This is a genomic window from Enterobacter sp. MGH 37, assembly GCF_000534515.1.
GTDB lineage: Bacteria > Pseudomonadota > Gammaproteobacteria > Enterobacterales > Enterobacteriaceae > Enterobacter > Enterobacter kobei.
Window position 1 is genome coordinate 1 of the sequence record NZ_KI973209.1, and the last position, 17,795, is coordinate 17,795.

At 52.4% G+C, this 17,795-nt stretch carries 15 protein-coding genes; 3 read left to right on the plus strand and 12 right to left on the minus strand.

The genetic code is table 11. The annotated features are described in order from the left end of the window. Positions 1 to 247: 247 nt before the first annotated feature. Genes L383_RS00210 through L383_RS00200 form a run of 3 tightly spaced genes read right to left on the minus strand, consistent with a single transcriptional unit; the run spans position 248 to position 1,357 of the window. Positions 248 to 610 (minus strand): hypothetical protein, encoded by a 363-nt coding sequence (locus L383_RS00210; RefSeq protein ID WP_023332196.1) that lies wholly within the window; start codon positions 608 to 610, stop codon positions 248 to 250. Continuing rightward, the gene (locus L383_RS00205; protein WP_023332195.1) at positions 607 to 1,146 is read right to left on the minus strand and encodes a lysozyme; all 540 of its coding nucleotides are present in this window, start codon (positions 1,144 to 1,146) and stop codon (positions 607 to 609) included. Before L383_RS00205 ends, L383_RS00210 begins: the two co-directional genes overlap by 4 nt. Next, positions 1,127 to 1,357: a class II holin family protein gene (locus tag L383_RS00200; protein WP_023295991.1), complete on the minus strand. Its 231-nt coding sequence runs from the start codon at positions 1,355 to 1,357 to the stop codon at positions 1,127 to 1,129. The genes L383_RS00205 and L383_RS00200 overlap by 20 nt, the downstream gene beginning before the upstream one ends. 149 nt (positions 1,358 to 1,506) lie before the next feature. Here L383_RS00200 and L383_RS00195 point away from each other — a divergent pair, with 149 nt between their 5' ends. The 3 genes from L383_RS00195 to L383_RS00185 are packed head-to-tail and all read left to right on the plus strand — an operon-like array spanning position 1,507 to position 4,315. Further along, positions 1,507 to 1,869, plus strand: a complete 363-nt coding sequence (locus L383_RS00195; RefSeq protein WP_023332194.1) for a GtrA family protein — start codon at positions 1,507 to 1,509, stop codon at positions 1,867 to 1,869. Further along, positions 1,866 to 2,777 carry a glycosyltransferase family 2 protein gene (locus tag L383_RS00190; RefSeq protein ID WP_023332193.1) on the plus strand — a complete coding sequence of 304 codons (912 nt, stop codon included), beginning with the start codon at positions 1,866 to 1,868 and terminating at the stop codon, positions 2,775 to 2,777. Before L383_RS00195 ends, L383_RS00190 begins: the two co-directional genes overlap by 4 nt. 26 nt (positions 2,778 to 2,803) lie before the next feature. Further along, positions 2,804 to 4,315: a glucosyltransferase domain-containing protein gene (locus L383_RS00185; protein ID WP_023332192.1), complete on the plus strand. Its 1,512-nt coding sequence runs from the start codon at positions 2,804 to 2,806 to the stop codon at positions 4,313 to 4,315. A gap of 48 nt (positions 4,316 to 4,363) precedes the next feature. Here the strand turns inward: L383_RS00185 and L383_RS24605 are convergent, their stop codons facing one another. The 9 genes from L383_RS24605 to L383_RS00145 form a co-directional block, all read right to left on the minus strand. Then, positions 4,364 to 6,637: a phage tail fiber domain-containing protein gene (locus tag L383_RS24605; RefSeq protein ID WP_023332191.1), complete on the minus strand. Its 2,274-nt coding sequence runs from the start codon at positions 6,635 to 6,637 to the stop codon at positions 4,364 to 4,366. A gap of 20 nt (positions 6,638 to 6,657) precedes the next feature. Continuing rightward, on the minus strand, positions 6,658 to 8,268 hold the full coding sequence (gene terL, locus L383_RS00180) for a phage terminase large subunit (protein ID WP_023332190.1): 1,611 nt from the start codon (positions 8,266 to 8,268) through the stop codon (positions 6,658 to 6,660). Then, on the minus strand, positions 8,265 to 8,609 hold the full coding sequence (locus L383_RS00175) for a hypothetical protein (protein ID WP_023332189.1): 345 nt from the start codon (positions 8,607 to 8,609) through the stop codon (positions 8,265 to 8,267). Before L383_RS00175 ends, terL begins: the two co-directional genes overlap by 4 nt. 64 nt (positions 8,610 to 8,673) lie before the next feature. Then, the gene (locus L383_RS00170) at positions 8,674 to 11,565 is read right to left on the minus strand and encodes a hypothetical protein (RefSeq protein WP_023332188.1); all 2,892 of its coding nucleotides are present in this window, start codon (positions 11,563 to 11,565) and stop codon (positions 8,674 to 8,676) included. Next, on the minus strand, positions 11,565 to 14,273 hold the full coding sequence (locus tag L383_RS00165) for a lytic transglycosylase domain-containing protein (RefSeq protein ID WP_023332187.1): 2,709 nt from the start codon (positions 14,271 to 14,273) through the stop codon (positions 11,565 to 11,567). The genes L383_RS00170 and L383_RS00165 overlap by 1 nt, the downstream gene beginning before the upstream one ends. A gap of 2 nt (positions 14,274 to 14,275) precedes the next feature. Continuing rightward, positions 14,276 to 14,743 (minus strand): hypothetical protein, encoded by a 468-nt coding sequence (locus L383_RS00160; RefSeq protein ID WP_023332186.1) that lies wholly within the window; start codon positions 14,741 to 14,743, stop codon positions 14,276 to 14,278. 2 nt (positions 14,744 to 14,745) lie between these two features. Next, a complete protein-coding gene (locus L383_RS00155) occupies positions 14,746 to 15,195 on the minus strand; it encodes a GNAT family N-acetyltransferase (RefSeq protein ID WP_023332185.1) in 450 nt (149 codons plus the stop codon). A gap of 1 nt (position 15,196) precedes the next feature. Next, positions 15,197 to 17,185 (minus strand): phage tail protein, encoded by a 1,989-nt coding sequence (locus L383_RS00150; protein WP_023332184.1) that lies wholly within the window; start codon positions 17,183 to 17,185, stop codon positions 15,197 to 15,199. 1 nt (position 17,186) lies between these two features. Beyond that, on the minus strand, positions 17,187 to 17,750 hold the full coding sequence (locus L383_RS00145; protein ID WP_023332183.1) for a phage connector family protein: 564 nt from the start codon (positions 17,748 to 17,750) through the stop codon (positions 17,187 to 17,189). Between the last annotated feature and the right edge of the window lie 45 nt (positions 17,751 to 17,795).

The window sequence follows — 17,795 nt, forward strand, 5'->3', positions numbered from 1 at the left end:
GATGGTGCCGATAATAGGAGTAAAACACAGCAAATAACAACATGTATTTACTGTGTTTTGTTTTTAATAAATCCCTAGATACCCGAATTGATACCCATTTTGATTTCGCTCCCGATTGAGGAACAAAACGGGCTATTCCGTAGCCCTGTACCAAGCTTGCCAACGATATTTATCCAGCCGTAACTGGCGCAGGCATTCCGCTGTTTCGATGTCCGCCTGCAGGTCTTCGTCGCTGTCTGTTCCAGCTTTACTCGCTCCCTTGCACGGTTCCTGCATCAAATCCGCTGATGGAGTTGGCCGCATCGAGGGCTCGCTGCCGCAGCTGCACAGCGTGATCGTCAAAATCGCACTTAATATGATTCGGGTCGTTAACATATTTCACCACGTCTCGGTAAATGGTCCGGTAAATCACCTTCCCTTCTGCGCTGGCCGCTGCCGCTTTCTGCTCTCCGGTGGCGACTGCTTTCTCCGCCTTTTTGTTCTTTGCTGTATGCTCGCTGTTTACCTTGTCGCTGTGCGCATACCAGCCTTTCAGATAACTCGCGTAAAAGGTAACACCGAAAAGCGCCAGCAGAACGCCCAGCGCTAACAGCTTTGCTTTAATGGTCACTGGTCTATCCCCCAGCACGTCAGTGCGCTTTCCTGATCCCGGCGCTCGACCTGACCATAGCAACCGTTCTTCTGGCCTTTGGTCAGTCTGCAATCGCGGCCGCCGTCTTTAATCCACCAGCGGATCGCTTCGCATGCACCTTTGCGGTCACCAGCATTGATGCGCTTATAAAACGTTGAGGGGAAACAATTACTGGGCCCGATGTTATAAGGGCAGAACGAAGCAATACCTGCTTTCTGCGGCTCGGTCAGTGGTACCTTGATATTGCGCTCCACCCACGCAAGAGCCTTATCCCGTTCGATGGCGTTCACCTGATCGCATTTCGCCTGCGTCAGCTTCATGCCCTGCACTACCGGTTTACCATCCACCATTGTGGCGCCACGGCAAATTGTCCAGATCCCGCCGCCGTCTTTGTACGCTGTGAGGCTGTTGCCCTCTTTCTCATTCAGGAACTGATCGAGGATGACCGACGCCGGAGCGCCGGCAAGCACCAGACCCAGAACAGCGGCGCTGAGTTTAGTCTTGCTGGTAGCCATTGTCCCGAGCCTCTTTGCGACGATCGTCTTTAATTTTGAAATAAAGGTTTGTCAGATAAGTCAGCAGACCAAAGAGAATACTGGCGAGAACGCCAATTGCAGCCCACTGGCTGGGACTGACTTTATCGAGGAGTTGCAAAAGCCAGTAGCCAAAACTGCCAATAGATGTGCCGTAGGAAAGTCCCGCCGCCACGTCTGAAACGTTATTCATCCTCATGCCTCACCCCCGGTGGGGAAAATCGTATCGTGGGACGAGGGTAAGCGCGCAGGTCGGTCGGAATCCCGACCATATAGAGGAGGTCGATAAGGTTGACAACAAGTGCTAAACTTCTTGGCTTTCAGAATTGACTGATTTTTATAATGTTAAAGCTATTTAGTAGATATGTTTCCGTAGGCGTGCTCAACACAGCCTTACACTGGCTGTGCTTTGGCGCTCTGCTTCATTTCTTTGGGGTTAGCCAGGCGATTGCTAATGTTCTGGCATTCTGCATTGCAGTAACGTTTAGTTTTTTCGCGAACGCGAAATGGACGTTCAAATCACGGGCTACTTCTGGGCGTTATCTCGCCTTCGTGTTATTCATGGGTATTATGGCAGGCCTGACTGGATACCTCGCTGATAGTGTTGGTGCACCTCCCATTGTTACTCTGTTAGCATTTTCCGGCTTTAGCCTGGTTGCCGGGTTCATCTACTCAAAATTCATTGTCTTTAGGGATGCGAAATGAAAATTTCTCTGGTCGTTCCGGTATTTAATGAAGAGGAAGCAATTCCAATCTTCTATAAAACCGTGCGGGAGTTTGAAGGGCTTATGCAGCATGAAGTTGAAATAGTCTTCGTAAACGACGGCAGTAAAGATGCGACAGAATCAATCATAAATGCGCTCGCTGTGGCCGACCCGCTTGTGGTTCCGCTGTCATTTACACGCAACTTCGGTAAAGAGCCTGCTCTTTTTGCAGGGCTTGATCATGCGACAGGAGACGCAATTATACCGATTGACGTCGACCTGCAAGACCCTATCGAGGTTATTCCTCACCTGATAGAGAAGTGGCAAACCGGGGCTGATATGGTCCTTGCTAAACGTTCTGACCGCTCTACTGATGGACGACTCAAACGCAAGACCGCTGAGTGGTTCTACAAGCTGCACAACAAAATCAGTAACCCGCAGATCGAGGAAAACGTTGGCGACTTCCGCCTGATGTCCCGGGATGTGGTTGAAAACATTAAGCTAATGCCAGAACGCAACCTTTTTATGAAAGGCGTTTTGAGTTGGGTTGGCGGCCGCACTGATGTTGTTGAATATGCCCGCGCAGAACGTGTTGCCGGGGATTCTAAGTTCAATGGATGGAAGCTGTGGAATCTTGCATTAGAGGGCATAACCAGTTTCTCAACCTTCCCCTTGCGCATGTGGACGTATATTGGCGTGTTCGTCGCTGGCATGGCCTTTGCCTATGGCGCATGGATGATCGTCGACACGTTAGCGTTCGGCAATCCAGTTCGCGGCTATCCATCAATGCTGGTTTCAATACTTTTCCTCGGCGGAGTTCAGTTGATAGGAATAGGAGTTCTTGGGGAATATATTGGCAGGATTTATGTTGAAGTTAAGGGAAGACCTCGATACATCATTAAGAAATAAAAATTATTTATTATAGGGTAAGGTAAATGATCAAATCAGAAAACAATATGAGCGTTAGTCTTAAGCCGATAATGATTATTTTTGGCTTAATTTTGTTATGTTATTACAATGTGTTATCTACAAACTATTATTACATTGATGACTTAGGGCGCTCCCTTGAGGGTTATTCTGAATGGTCACGCAATGGCAGACCCCTAGCTGATCTGTTTTTTTATGTGATAAGCTTTGGCGCACCGTTGCCTGATATATCTCCGCTTCCTCAAATATTAGGAATTGCGTTGTTATCATTAGGGGCATATCTGACAGGAAAGACATATTTATGGCAGTCTGAAGGGGTGAACTGGTTAAGCTTTATACTATGCCTACCACTGGCGATTAGCCCTTTTTATTTTGAGAATATGTCATACAAATATGACGCATTCACAATGTCACTTTCTGTTCTTTGTGCGATGCTTCCTTTTGTTGTTAGAATAAATGGGTCAGTAAAATTTTTAACGGCAAGTATTGCTTCAATTCTTTTATCACTGTGTTTATATCAAGCCTCTTTAAATATTTATATAATTTACACAATGCTTTATGTATTAAATAAGTTTAGAGAAGGTAAGGATTTTGATGGTTTCAAAGCTATAGGGCTATCAATTACGGGGTTGTTAATAGGTTATATTATCTATTCTTTGTTAATTTCACCTAACTTTATTGAGGGTGATTACAATTTACAACATAGCCAGATAAGTTCGTTTGAATTAAATTCCTTGAGGGATGCTATTTTTGGCAACTTCAAGGTATTCTATTATGTGCTTAGTTCTTCTATGAGCACAACAATGTTAGCCCTGACATTGGTTACCACCTGCATGGCTTTAATTGGTGCAGTTAGACTGTGTCGTGAAAAGTCAGAGTCTACAGGCATCATAAAATTATTACGCAATTCTATTATTTTAGTATCACCATTCCTAGTCTTGCTGATGATTGCTGGACCTATGCTATTGCTGAAATCAGCGGTGGTTTCCGCTAGGGTTTTCGTTGCATTCGGAGCAATACTTGTATTTTATAATATCCTTGCATGCTGGACGCTTGGCTTACGCTCCAAGATAATGTGGTCCTTATCAATCCTGTACTTTTTCTATATGCTTGGGGCAGCATTTAGTTATGGAAATGCGTTAGAAAACCAGGAGAAATACGATAACGAAGTTATTACCACAATAATTAGTGATTTGAACAGCAACAATCTTGCGAACGCTAAGCATATATCTTTTATCGGGATGCTTCCGATTTCACCAGAGGGTCGCTTAGCCATTAAAAAATATCCGTTCTTAGCTCATCTTATCCACCCAACCATTAACGGAAGATGGTCGTGGGGATTGAGGCACATTAAGCATTTTGACATGAAGCACGATTTTAACTCAGGTGAGTATCATTCAGCGTTAAAGGACAACTTGTGTGTATATACCTCGATAACAAACGGGGTGGTTTTTAATTCATATTATGACAGGGAAAGCGACAGCGTGATCTATGACTTTACAAAAAGGTCATGCAAATAATTCTTAGTGATTTATAAAAAAGGCGGCCTGCATTAGGCCGCAATTCCGTTAGAACGCTATATTATCCAAGAGGTAAGCAGATGTTGCGCTACTGCTGCTCACTCCGCCTGCAAGTGAGCGCCATCTGGTATGTTTAACGCTATGACCAGCACCACCGGCAAGCAGAACCGCGCCGCCTGTAGAGTTTCCGTACACAATAACATCTGATATTGATACGCGGTTAGAGTCGTTTTCCACTGTAACGCCATAGTTAGCCCCTCCGGACATATCAATATTTTGAAGTCTGCCGCCGCGAACCTGAATCTGGTCTCCTTTCTTGATGTAAATCCCGGCTGCCTTGGCATAACGACAACCGCAATTATCCAGAAATGCACCATCTATCCCCTCGATTCTGAATGGATATGTAAACGTACTCAGGCTGTAACTGCTAACGCTATCCACGAAGCAGTTAACAAGGTAAATATCGAATACACCGGTAAGAGCACCTGTGTTACGAATACTGAACCCTTCATAAATCGGGTTGGTCACTCTCATGTTCGTAATCCTGACATTCCTTACGATACCATCAGCCTGGATATTGCCGTCCATAACAATACGGACTCCACGGTCGCAGTCCCTGGCAATCACGTTGTCGATTACATAGCTATCGCAGTCGATATCCCCGATGAATATGGCGTCCTTGCAGTTATTGCATCGATAGTTTGTAATCTGCATTCCAGTGCTTGAGCCGCAGTCAAAGCCGTTATCAGCAAATCCATCCACCCAGCAGTTATCTACCTTAAGGCTATCCTGGCGGTTTGCACTGATACCCTGAGCATCCGTGAATGTTGGGTGAGTGCGACCGCTGCCGTAAATATGGCAATTTTGCAAAAGGTTATTCACGGCACGCGCCTTATCAGCTAAGCTCGTGTCCATTCGAATATAAATGCCCCAGTTGCATTCGGTCATAATAAGGCCGTCGAATGTGAAGTTGTTAACACCGTCGGCAATAACAGTGCAACGGTCATTAGCTATACCGGTGTTACCGCAGCGAATGAATCGGCAATTCCTTATAGCACCATAGCGGGCAAAGATACGGTTGGTATAATCGCCAGAGATTCGAATGGCAGCGCCGCCAATATATTTGAATTCACATTTCTCAATGTACCCGCCGTCCCTTGTGTTAGAGCCTTCCCAAATAATACAAGAGCCAGTAGTACCGCCACCGCCATCCCAGCTTAAACTACGATGCATGTGCCCTGCGTTTTTCATACGCATCATAGGCTGAGCACCCAAAGCTGTAAGGTACTTGAACTTAGCGTTAGTAAAGAGAGTAGGTATGGTCTGTTCTTGGAGAATAGTTCCACCTACGCCGTAGGTTAAACCCAGGCCATCACATTGATATACGCACGCTTTGAGTGCTGCGTTAATTTTTGCACTATCATCCGTGATCCCATCGCCAACGGCACCAAACATTAATGGGTTTGTTGGTTCTGCATTTAAACGCAACCATGCAGCGCCGCCTGTGGTTTTAATGATGGTGCCGTTATTATCGGTGTATGAAGACCCTGCAAGGACGGCGCGAAACTCCCCTCCTCCTTTGCGAGTTCCTGACGTGTGCTCCCTAACCGTAATACGCTGCTTGTCGAAAGATGGCTCGATTGTCCGTAGCGTTGCAATGTCTGGGCACTCCCCGATGTACTTTTCGCCATCGGGTTTAGCCAGTTCTATCATTACATCAGATGCCGACCCGGAAGCAGGTAGAACAACGATCGGCTGCCCTTCCGCGTTAAACGCCAGAAGCTTGTTTGCGCGCTGATCAACAGGAGGCAGAATGGAGACTGAAGACTCAGGAACACGCAGCGTACGCACCAGGCTGACATTATCGACATAGTTCTTTGTCGCCGCGTCCTGCGCATTTACCGGGTCGCCAAGATTGGCAATCCGGTATCCTTCTGCGTTGAACGGACCACCAAATAGCGGACGGCGCAGCGCAAGACCGAGATATATAAAGGCACGCTGTATTGCCATCCAGAGGCGGTCGAAATCCTTATTCACTGTGTCTGCCAGCAGATCGCCGTTGTCCTGGTAATCCGTTAACCGATAGGTAGGAACAACGCGTTCCAGCATGACCACTGCGCCACTTGCAGGTGGGGTAACGAAAACCACGTCACCCCCGCCGACGTTACCGACACCTGATACGGAATAGCCGCTGGTAACGACGGTACCGTTGATTGATACCTGAATATCACCGGCGTTGATGATATAGAACTCAAAGGGAAAAACAGTCGTCAGACCGTTGGCGTTATAAATAATATAGGGAGTCTGGTTGGGTACCGACATGATGCGAAACCTCTGGCAGGTTAGTAATCGACGTCGACCAGATGATCTCCGTCACTTAACTGCCAATCTTCGCGCGCATGTCCGGTCGGAATCCCGACTACTTTTCCGATGCGTACAGGGGTCTGACTTATCGCGCCGGCGCCAGAGTCGATAAAGTCGTCCGGCTGGTTGGTCAGCGCCGGGTTGAAGTCGCGCATCTGGTCGTATACCGGGCCGTCGAGCACATCGGTATGTGCCCACAGGAACCGAGACGACAGCGGTGCTTCAAATGCATCGAGGATGCGTTTCTGCTTGTTAGTGATGCTGAATTCTTCGCGCACGCCGCACCCGGTACCCTTGAGCGCCTGACGCAGCAATTTACCCGCGAAGCTGCCCGGACCGTTGACTTCGACACATACCACCGGGATCTGATATTTGAGTACCAGCTCTTTAATCTGCGCCACCTGCCCGCCTGTTATTTTGTCGTTGTCATCGAATTCCGCCAGCTCTCCGGTAAGTTCCTGGCAAATGTGCCAGTACAGGTGTCCACGCGCATCGGTAAGCATCAGAGAGAACGCCGAAGCATCAGCCTTAACTTTACCTGTGGCCACATCCCACCAGGCGACAGCGCCAACGATTTGCACGTTACCCAGCCAGAGCGAGGCCGTACGGTTCGCATAGCGGATCTGCGGATGGATGTTGTACTCACGGATACGGTCAGGATCGAGACGAACGTCGCCAACGGGTTTACTGTGCAGCTGATACTGGCTATCCCACTCGTTAATCGTGCGCGTTTCTTTGCGACGATTCTCCATTTCCTCCCGGGTGAATCGCTCAGGCCAGGCGCAATCTGCATAAAAATCGATAACAGTATCCGGCGCCGATGCAAACTCAACGCCGCCGGCCGTAATTTTATAATCGACATCCTCGACCAAGAGCCGCGCCGCTTTATGGATGCCCGCGAAAACGTACTCTGGCCTGAAAGATAATTCGTAGCGCAGCTGGGTGGCGTCTTTCGCCTCAACACGTTTTTCTTTCTCAAATAGCCGGATGGTCAGGCAGTCAGCACCCATAGACTCCACCTCGTCATAAAGGCTGTCATGCGTATGGGGCGTACCTATATAGAGTTTGCGGCCCCCCGGGATAAGGATGTGAGTCTGCTCGCCAAGGCGATAGCGCAGTTTTTCGCGCGCCTCAGGCGTCTGGATATTACGGGGTACCTCTACATCATCGTTCTGGCATTCGTTGGCACGGGCGGAGGTAACGTTAGACAGGATCCCTTTGGCATACATACTGCCGTTACGTAAATCCAGCGCGCCATTGACCCACCACTGTTCAACCGTCCCCTGACCGTCCGGCAGCATGCCTTTGGTAAGCGGATGGTTACGCAGAACGTTCTGTGTATCGCGGCTGGTTTTATACGCGGTGCCGTCAGATTCAGACTGATGCAGAATACGGTACTGACGGTCGCAGTAATACCGCCAGGCATTATAGACCGCAAGGATCGTTGATTTACCGAAACCACGGAAACAGCGAAGCACCGCGAGGTTTCCGCGATGCTCCAGCCAGTGGCAGGCCTGATAGTGGCAGTCCGGAACGTCCCAGTTCATTCGCTCCGCCCACATTAAAAAGAAGGCGAGGAACGAAATCATTTTTTCCCTTTCTGCAGGCGCTCAATAATCGCGGCCGCCTCTCGCTCAGCTTTTGAAACCTGCTGGCCCAGCGCAAAAGCTTCATCATCATCCTGACCAGGGTTATCAGAGGGTGTCCCCCCCCGCGTCTGCATGCCGATAAGGGAGTGGACCTTAATCAGCAGCGTCAACGACGCAGCTGCGTTTTTCTTATCCCAGTAGCGGTCGCCGCGTTCGTCTTTGGTCAGCTCGCTCGGTTTCTTGCCCGCCCCCGGCCAGTTATCCGGATCGGCTTCTTCGAGCACCACATCGGTAAGTTTATCGCTGAGCGCGGTAAGGCGTGTTTTGTAATCCTGATGCATAAAAAAGCCCCGTAGTGAATACAGGGCTATGATGGCGCGGGTTTAAGGTCGGAATCCCGACCGATTACCGCATGCCAGGGTCAACCTGATTTATAAGCGGCGCTATCCAGAAAAGATTATTACCAGGCAGCAGCGTACGCACGTTGTGCAGCACCCGATCACCGGCATCGCCATTAAGCACGCCAGCGGTAACATCAGTAATGGTATCGAGCAGGCCGAACGTTGGGCCAAGCGCGGAACCAATAAAGCCGCGGCTGGCATAACGTGACTGTGTTCCGGTACCGAGCAATGCACCCAGCCCCACCATCCCGCCGGATGCCTTTTCCGCCATATTATTATATTCCATCAAGGGGCCAAGAATACCGGATCGGTCAATACCCTCAATGACCAGTTTCTGAGGCGACCAGTCAACCTCTTTACCATTCGCGGACTGTTTAAGAGCGTACGTCAGTGCGCCGAGGCCAATCTGAAAAGCGGTACCATAATAAAACTGCCCGGTTCCCTCCTGCAGGCCGCCCAGAGTGGCGCGGTTATAGGATGCGGTAGCGAAGGATTTAAACTGGAAGATGGTTTTACCCAGAGGTGTGCTCGCCCACAGCGGAGTATCGCCGATGCCTGGAGTGATAACGGTATTGTTAACGTCTTTGAGCACCGCCGACTGGAAGACACCAGCAACGTGCTGATCGTCCCATTTTTCAAAATTACCGATGTGCCAGCCGTTGATTACCTCACCGTGTTTTTCGAACTCGCTGCGGATACGCGCGGCCATATTATCGTTAATGCCGAGCTTAGCCAGGCGGCGGCCAGCGAACGCGCCGGAAAGAATACCGTCGGACGTGATCATGCCATTTACCGATTTGTTCATATCATCGAAGTGCCCCATCAGTGTTAGCTTGCCGAATGCATCGGTGACGCGCTCCATTCCCGCTTCTACTGCCGTAGTGCGGGCAGAGCTGTCCACAAGGTCACCCATCGTACGCGCACGGGTATGCAGGATGGTTTCCAGCCCGACGGCCATTTTTAACTGTTCGGCACGGCTGGCCTTGAATGCCGGTGACCGCGTGATCAGCGCAGAGTAACCACGCATGGTATTACCAAAGCCATTAACCATCACACCGCGCGCGAGATCAGGAATAGCGGAAACCGTCATACCACCCAGTTTGGTGACGAAGTTAGCGCTGCGCAGAAATGCACCGGCACGTACGAAAAATGATGATGGATCATCCGGCATGCCATAGGTTCCCGCCAGACGATCACGCAGCGCTGTGATGTCGCGGATATCGTTATCGCGGGCTTTCGCCAGTTTCGCCTGGTCTTTGGGATTCTGGCGCATCAGCGCATCGTATTCGTCCTGAATATCCTTGAGCTGCTTTTCCAGCGATTTGTTACCGAATGCGCGCGTCAGCTCCACCTCTGCCGACGCCTCGCGGATGTGACGCTGCAGCACATAATTGGCGTCGCTCTCCAGATAATCTTTCATCAGGCGATCGGGAACGCTGAGCGTACGCGACCGGGTGCTGCCTGCCGCTTTCACCATAAAGACGTTTGCGAAATCCTGCGGGATTTTTGCGCCGACGATTTTATTGATCGTGGCGTCAGCAGTAATTTCAGCCTCTTCGCGGGACATGGTTTTCTCACCGCGCGACCACCAGTCGACCAGCATGTCGCGAAATTTATCGCGCTCGTTAACGATCTTGCCGACTTTGTAGACGCGCGGGAAATAACTCTCCTGCCCGATGGCTTTTAGCTCCTCGTCAGGTGGCAGCAGGCCAAGCTTTTGCTGCGCCACTTTCACCCGGTTAACAACGGTGCGCATTGCCTGCGCCGCTTCCTGCACCACCGGGTTAGCATGCACATCGCCGCTGCGCATAGCGTTACCAACTTCCTCGCGGAACTGGGAGAAACTAAGATCACCACCAGCAGCTTTATACTGGCTGTACGCCTGTTTATTCGTCACCACAACGGCGGCCTCTTCACGACGCCACCCACGAACACGGGTTTCTGCCGCGATGGGTGTCTCAATGCCGCGGGAATTGCCCTGCAGTGTGTAGTTATTTTCTGCCAGTTCCAGCGCCGTTCGGCGGGAGGTTTTCGACGGTGACTCCATCAGGCGGGTAAACGGTGTCAGATAGCTGCCTGCCTTACGTGCCAGCTTACCAACCGGTCCGCCAGCTGCGGGGGTGAGATCCTCGAGCGTTGCCTCACTGATTCGCGCCGCGCCGACGCTGCCACCTTCGGGAAGGGAAGCTGCTGCAGTGTCCGTCGCTGACGTAATGCTCATGTTATCGAGCGCGTCAGCCACTTCACGCGTGGCCGCAGTGCGGACAGATGGCGAAAGCGCAGCACCGGCGGCCGCAAATACACCACTCATCAGCGCACCGGCGGCGACGTGGGAAGCGCTTTCCCCCCACGTACGGGTAATCTGCTGGTTATTCAGCGCAACCTCGCTTGCTGCGGTTGCAGCTGCACCGATTGCAGCCTGTGACGCAATGCGGGCCACTGTACCGCCCTGAGCACCAGGAATGAACATCGAAGCGACGGTGACAGGGTCAACAACCCCGGCAGCAATACTGGCAAGAACGCCCTCCCCGCCAGCCTCGGAAAGTACCCGACGGTCTTCGTTTTCGTCGTCGATCTGCTGTTTCAGCCAGGCAGTTTCTTCCGGCGAGCGGGAGTCAGCAAAAGCGGATCCCCATTGTTCATAACCATGCAGCTCGTTTTTATCAGCATAAGGGTTATACCCGTCTACGGGTTCGAACTGCTTCGCGGGGCGGAACATCTGACCCAGCAGATTATTCTGGCGAAATGCTGCACCCCACACAGACGGCTCATCCTGCTGAGGTGCTGGGTTGGTACCTTCAGGCAGGGGGACATCAAACCCGGAGGGTGCCGCCAGGACGTTACCCGCCGGAGTGAATCCGTTATTCAGTTCTTCAGGAGTGGCGTATACCGGCATTATTCAGTGCTCCACGAAAAGTAATTTTTAACCCTGTCCATACGCTCGTTGTGCAGGCGCTTATATTGTTCGTCGAGCGCACGGTGTTTATCTTTGAACCCGCGAATGTCCTGACCGCGCTGCAGCTCATTACGATCGTGTTCTTCACGCTCTTCCTGCATTTTTTTGTAGGGCGCCCACTCTTCCAGTGACGGTTTCCAGCGCATCGGCCTGCCGTACGAATCGTAGAACGGCTGTACCGCTTCAATACCATCCTTATCTTTTGTCCGCACCATGATGGCGTAATCGCCATTGCGGGCCGTCAGTACATCAGGAGTTATCTCCAGCTCTCCGCCAATACGCGATTCCGGCGTTTTGCTGGTAACAGGTGCAACGCTACCGGAAGTAATACCAAGCTGCGTCGGGCTGGTGGTGATCTCGCCCTTGCGCTCACCATACATCAGGCTCTCTTTTTCTTCTTTCCACTGTGCCGCCTGCCAGCCTGACGGACCGTAGTTATAGAGTGCCTCTGGCGCGTATTTCATAAGTTTGGCGTTGCCGTTAACCTCGCTGATACTCCATATGCGGGCGATCTGCTGGTTGGTCATTTTTTTGGCCGCATCCGCATTACCACCGGTGGTGCGGTAATTGATGTCGTACAGCGACTGGTAATCGTTGCGGAAACGTGCGGCCTCCGGCGTCTGATCGTCGGCAGATGGATTTCCCCAGCTAAAGAAGCCCGACATGCTGCTCACAGCGGAATCCATCGCTTTGCTGCGGTCTTTTTTATACTCCTTGGTGCTCTGGGTTGAGGCCAGTTGCGCTTTGAGCGCATCGGTCTGGTTGTAGGTCAGATTCTGCGCCTGCTCGATAGCGGTTTCGGACGCCATACCAGAATCGGTAAGCTGTTTAACGGTGAGATAAAATCCCTGCATATCCTTTGGCATGTCGCCAACAGACGCGGGATCCGTGTCATAGAGACGATTAAATAACTCAGCCCCCTGACGGACCGCCTCAGGACTGCGTGCGCGTGATATCGCCGATAACTGGGTGGTTACCTGCGAAGGAATGATCCCGGTCTGGGCCACCTGCTGCACAATCCCGTCATGGGTAGTGGCGTCGTTAATCCGGAAGTTTTGCGCCGTTGGCGTGGCGTCGGCGGCTTTTTGCATGGATTTATTGGTAGGGTCGAGTTTCTCGCCCATAGACAGCGCTTCGTTAAAACGACGGGTATCACGCTGCGCCTGTATCGCTTCATTGCTTTTCTGAACCAGCGCGCCGAGCTTGCCATACGCATCGAGCTTGAGCGCATAATCAGGGTCATTTGCCTGAGGCTTTAACTTTGCGATTTCTGCCTGCTGCTGTTCCGGGGATACGTACTGTATCGCCTGGAAGGTTTTGGCGTTGTTGATCGCGATATCGAGCTGCTTAACTGCCTTTGCCCCTTGTTCACCGTACGCAAACATAATTGATGCCTTATCGGGCATCGCGTCAGGCACTTCCCCGTTGTACAGCTGCGCCATCGTATTATTCAGGATGGGGTCGATTTGCTCGCGCAGGGTTGTACGCTGCTCACGGATTTTCGACTCAGCGATGTTATCGATTTTGTTAACCGACACAGGATCGAGACCGGTTTTATTTTTACGGTACCGGGCCAGCCACCCGCGGGTTTCCGCAGGTAGCTGCCGAATAAAATCAGCCTCAGAAATTTCGCCCTTGCGCGGGTCTCCGGTTTTCGCGATCAGCTTGTCAACGTTTCCCATACCCCAGTTATATGCAGCACCCGCCAGCGTTTCAGAGCCATATTTACCGTACAGCTGATTTGCGTAATCGCTCGCCAGCAGGGCATTTTGTTCTTCATCTGCCGGGTTGTATTCAACTCCGCGCTTCGCCGCCAGCTCTTTGCCCGTGTCCGGCATAAGCTGGTATTTACCCTGCGCACCGGCTGGAGAGGTTATAACGCTGCCGTCAGCATTAAAATGCTTACCGCCGGATTCAACAATCCCGATGGCGCGCATATCCAGCGCACCGGTATCTTTCACGGGAAAATCGCCATTTAACCAGCCCTGAGGATTGGTTACCGCATAGTTCTGGGCTCGCTGCTCCATAGCGCGTAAGTTGGCCTCAGAAACAGCCTGGTCAATTTGTTCCTGCGACCAGCCTTGTGCCTGGCCATACAATGAAATGGAGTGCTGACGTGCACCGCGAATCAACGCAGCAGCCTGCGGATCGTCAAATGCCCCCGCTTCCTGCTCAACGGAAGATTTCACCGTCGCATCGAGCTGCTGGCGCTGGGCCTGCTCGGTTTGAGTACGCTCAAAGCTGTTGTAGGTGCTGGCTCGACGGATCTGGCCCGCTTTCCATTGCGCATCGAAATACTGTAACTGGCTCTGCGGTACGCGTTTGCGGGCTTCTTCGTAGTCGGAGGAGTCCAGCTTGTCCATGTCCAGACCAACGCCAGAGGACTTAAACCCCTGCCGGGTTACCAGCGCGCCGGTCTCCGGGTTCTCCCAGCGGTCGCTGGATTTCGCATCGAGATCGGTAAGTATCGCCTGGGTAGCGGCCACGTCAGCTTTATCCTGCGTACGCTGCAAATCGTCTACAGTCTGGCCCAGAGCAGCCCCCAGCCCGGCTACAGCATTACCTATCTGACCAACATTACTGACCCCGACCCGGGTTGGATTAGCCTGCGGCGTAACGTTGCCAAAATTACCCGTTGGAATTCTCACGGTTATTTACTCCCTGCTTTTTTCCAGCCGTTGTACGCTGTGCCACCCGCGCTCAGCAGTGAGCTGCCCGCGCTGATGTAGCCAGATGTTGAAGCATTACGGCCGCTGATGCGGTCAGCCGACGCCTGCGCATTGAGCCGTGCGCTCTGGTTCGCACCGTTCAGAATGGTTTGATACGCATCCTGCTCAGCATCACCGGTAATACCCGACGTGATGCGCAATGCCGTACCTTCACCAGTTTCCACACCCGACGCTGCCAGTGCTGCATTTGCCTGTGCTGCCTGTGCCCTGCCCGCCTTACGGATGCGATCAGCTTCTACGCGTGCAGCTGCCTGCGCAGCTTCTGCGTCTGCTTCCGCCTGCGCCGCCTGATAGTTGGACATTTTCTTTTGCTGCTGCCCGCTATAAACCGCACCACCCGCCGCAAGAACGGATGCGCCAATTGCCGCCACCTCTAACCCGGTACACATCGTTACACCTCTTTGGAATAAAGCAGACCGGTACGGGACAGGCCGAGACGTGAATACAAATCACCGGTGCGCTCTTCGTGTACACCCGTGGTGATACCCATATTTATGATCGCGGCGCCATGCTCTTCCGCCCATGTGATAAATGCTTTCGCGAGACGCGGGCCAGCAGTGCCGCCGCGATGTTCCTGCGCGATAAACAGCCCATACTCAAAAGCCATTAACTGGCGGCTGAACCACTGCTCAGCAATCCCCCCGGCCAGCCAGCCGATTACCGTACCGTCTTTTTCTGCCACCAGCAGGCAGCCGGCAGGTGATGAAATTAGAGTGCGGGCGAGCTCTGCGCATTTTTCTTCATCAAAAGGCGAATTCTGCGAATAGCGGGACTCGATATACATCCTCGCGCCCAGCTCGATCAGCGCCGGGATGTCCCCGGCCGTTGCGTTACGTACCATGTCAGCCCCCGTTACTGGTGAACGTGAAAATAATTGCGAGAAGGTGGAATGGCAGCGGCTGGCGCTGCTGAATAAGCAGAGTGTCTTCCCCCCGCTCCCAGCCGAGTTTTCCCCAGTAGTGATCGCCGGTGAAAAGTGGTGCTGGCTGGTTGAGGATTTTTGGACCGAACCGGCGGAACGGAATGACCTGGCCGTTGCACTCCGCGCCAGTCGTTTCGAGAAAACGCATAGTCACTTCGCTGGTGCGCTTCTTCGCGTTCTGCGTTGTACCCTCAGTGGTCTGAACCTCTGGCGAAAGCGTTTCGATCGTACTTTCGAAGTGCAGGCCGATCTCCACGCTTTTCGCCGGGCGGGACAGTGTGATTTGACCAGAGGAAACTGTGTGCTGCGGCATAACAGCGCCATCGGCCACCACATCAACCGTCTGCCCCTCAAGGTGAGCAAGACCGGACCACGTGGCAGAACCGGCGCTACTGGTGCCGGTCACCGCAGCATCGGTATAAAGATTGCTGTCGAATACCTCGACATAACGAACGCTCTGGCCATTTATCTCACGGCGAACAATCGCGTAGACCACATCGTCAGTATCTGACGGGATGGTAGCCACCGACTCAAACGCACCGTCAGTGACCTGACGTGACCAGGCAATAACATCCTGAGCGCGATCGATAGCCATCGTGACCGCAACGCCATCCGCCCTGACCATCCAGATAAACGCATCCGGCTGTTGCTGGTATGCCATATCCAGTACGCCGCCAGAGGTGATGTGCTCTGCCAGCACCGTCATATCGTTGGCGGAATAGGAAACAAAGCTGTCGGGGTCGTACGCTACCGCATAGAGCTTGCGGCCAGCACGCTGGACGAACATGATTTCGGTACCAACTCGCACCGGGCGGATCCCGTTACAGCCGTATGGACTCGGATTTTTCACCGAAATATTGGTCGGTGTAATGGCCGCATCGTTGCCGGAGGTGATCGTAAACTCACCACCGTAGGTAAGCGCTATCAGGGTATTCATCTGCGCCAGATGCACAATCGGGTTGAGCTGGTCAGAAGACAGCGTGAAGCTGATCGCGTCATCATCTTCAGTGCCTATCTCGAAGGACAAATAAACGCCCGTTTCACTCCACCAGATTGTTTGCGGGTACTTCGGCGAACCCGCCAGTACAAGGCGTTGCTGGTAGAGCGTGACCGCACCAGGATAGCCAAACGTATCTGTCCAGACCGTGTCCTCCCGCGTCCACGAACCCGGTGATGCTGCCTGCGTTGCCGTCAAATCGCTGCGGATGGTACCGACGGCAATCTGCGCACTGGTGATGCTCTTTATCAGCACCAAACCGTCATTAAGGCGAACGTAAGAACCCACATCCTGAGCAACCCAGCCAGTACCGGTGAATGGTGGGCTTGGGTTATCACCCGGATCCGCATCGCTCAGGGTCAGCGTAATTTCCGAGCCAACAAACTCTTTGACGGACGGTTTACACCATTTCTGCGGGGTATCGCGTACCTCGTCGAACGGCTCAACAATGAACGGAGCGGGCTCAAGCACCCAGTCGGTTTGACCGCGGCGCTGGAGGCGATGAGGTTTTACTGACTGATGAACCAGAAACATGGTGTCAGCGCCCTGGACATAATTCACGGAGGGCAGCATATCGGCGGTGTAAGGGCTGGCGATTTCATACGGCGTATTGTCTTCGTTGACCAGCTGCTTACCATTCTGAAAAATGCGCATATAGCCGTCGCCGAATTCCAGCATGTACGCCTGCGACCGGTTAAACACGTAGGGAATGAGTCGAGATTTTTTATCGCCGTGTTTGGTCGCCGCCGCAAAGCGTGTACCAGGTCTGCGGACAACGCCGCCCTGCACGACCACAACAGCGTTTTCGATAATCTTCGCGCCGTTGGCATAACGGGCGATATCAACGCGCCCCATGAGACGCGGGGACACTTCACCAGCGGTAAAATTGGTTTTGATGAGGTTCGCGCGCATGTCAGAACCTCGACTCATAAGTTGGGTAGCCGCCAAGCTCTTCCGGCGGGTCTTCCTGACCATCAACGGCTTTAGCCTGCTTAAGCAGGAATGCTGCCTCCTGCGTCAGACTGTCACGCAGACTGGCGGACCCGGTTACCGCATATGCCAGTTTGGACTGCATCATCATTTCAGCCACATCCACCAGCGCGGCGTCCCAGGTGGACTCGTCCTCGTTACGGAATATATAACGCAGGCGAATCACATCGACATTTGCCAGCAGTCGGCTGACCTCGATCCGGTAATCAATATCATCATGCGGTTCGCCGACCGACAGAACGCGGATCAGGTCGCCGGGTAGAGAAAACTGATAACCATACCCGAAGACAGGCGCAGCGCTGACAGGCGAGAGCACAACGCGTTTTATGGCGCAGTTCCACGGGTGGGCGCGGAGTAATTTATTACGGACAGTGGGGTAAAGGTTGGCGCAAAGACGGGCATGATCCGTGTCTTCGTCGAAATCATTTATCGGGTGAGCACCCAGCGCCAGAAGTGCGTTTGAGCAGATAGAGACACTCGAAGTCATGGCAGAACCTCAGATGAAAAAAGGCCGGGGGTGTACCCCGGCAAA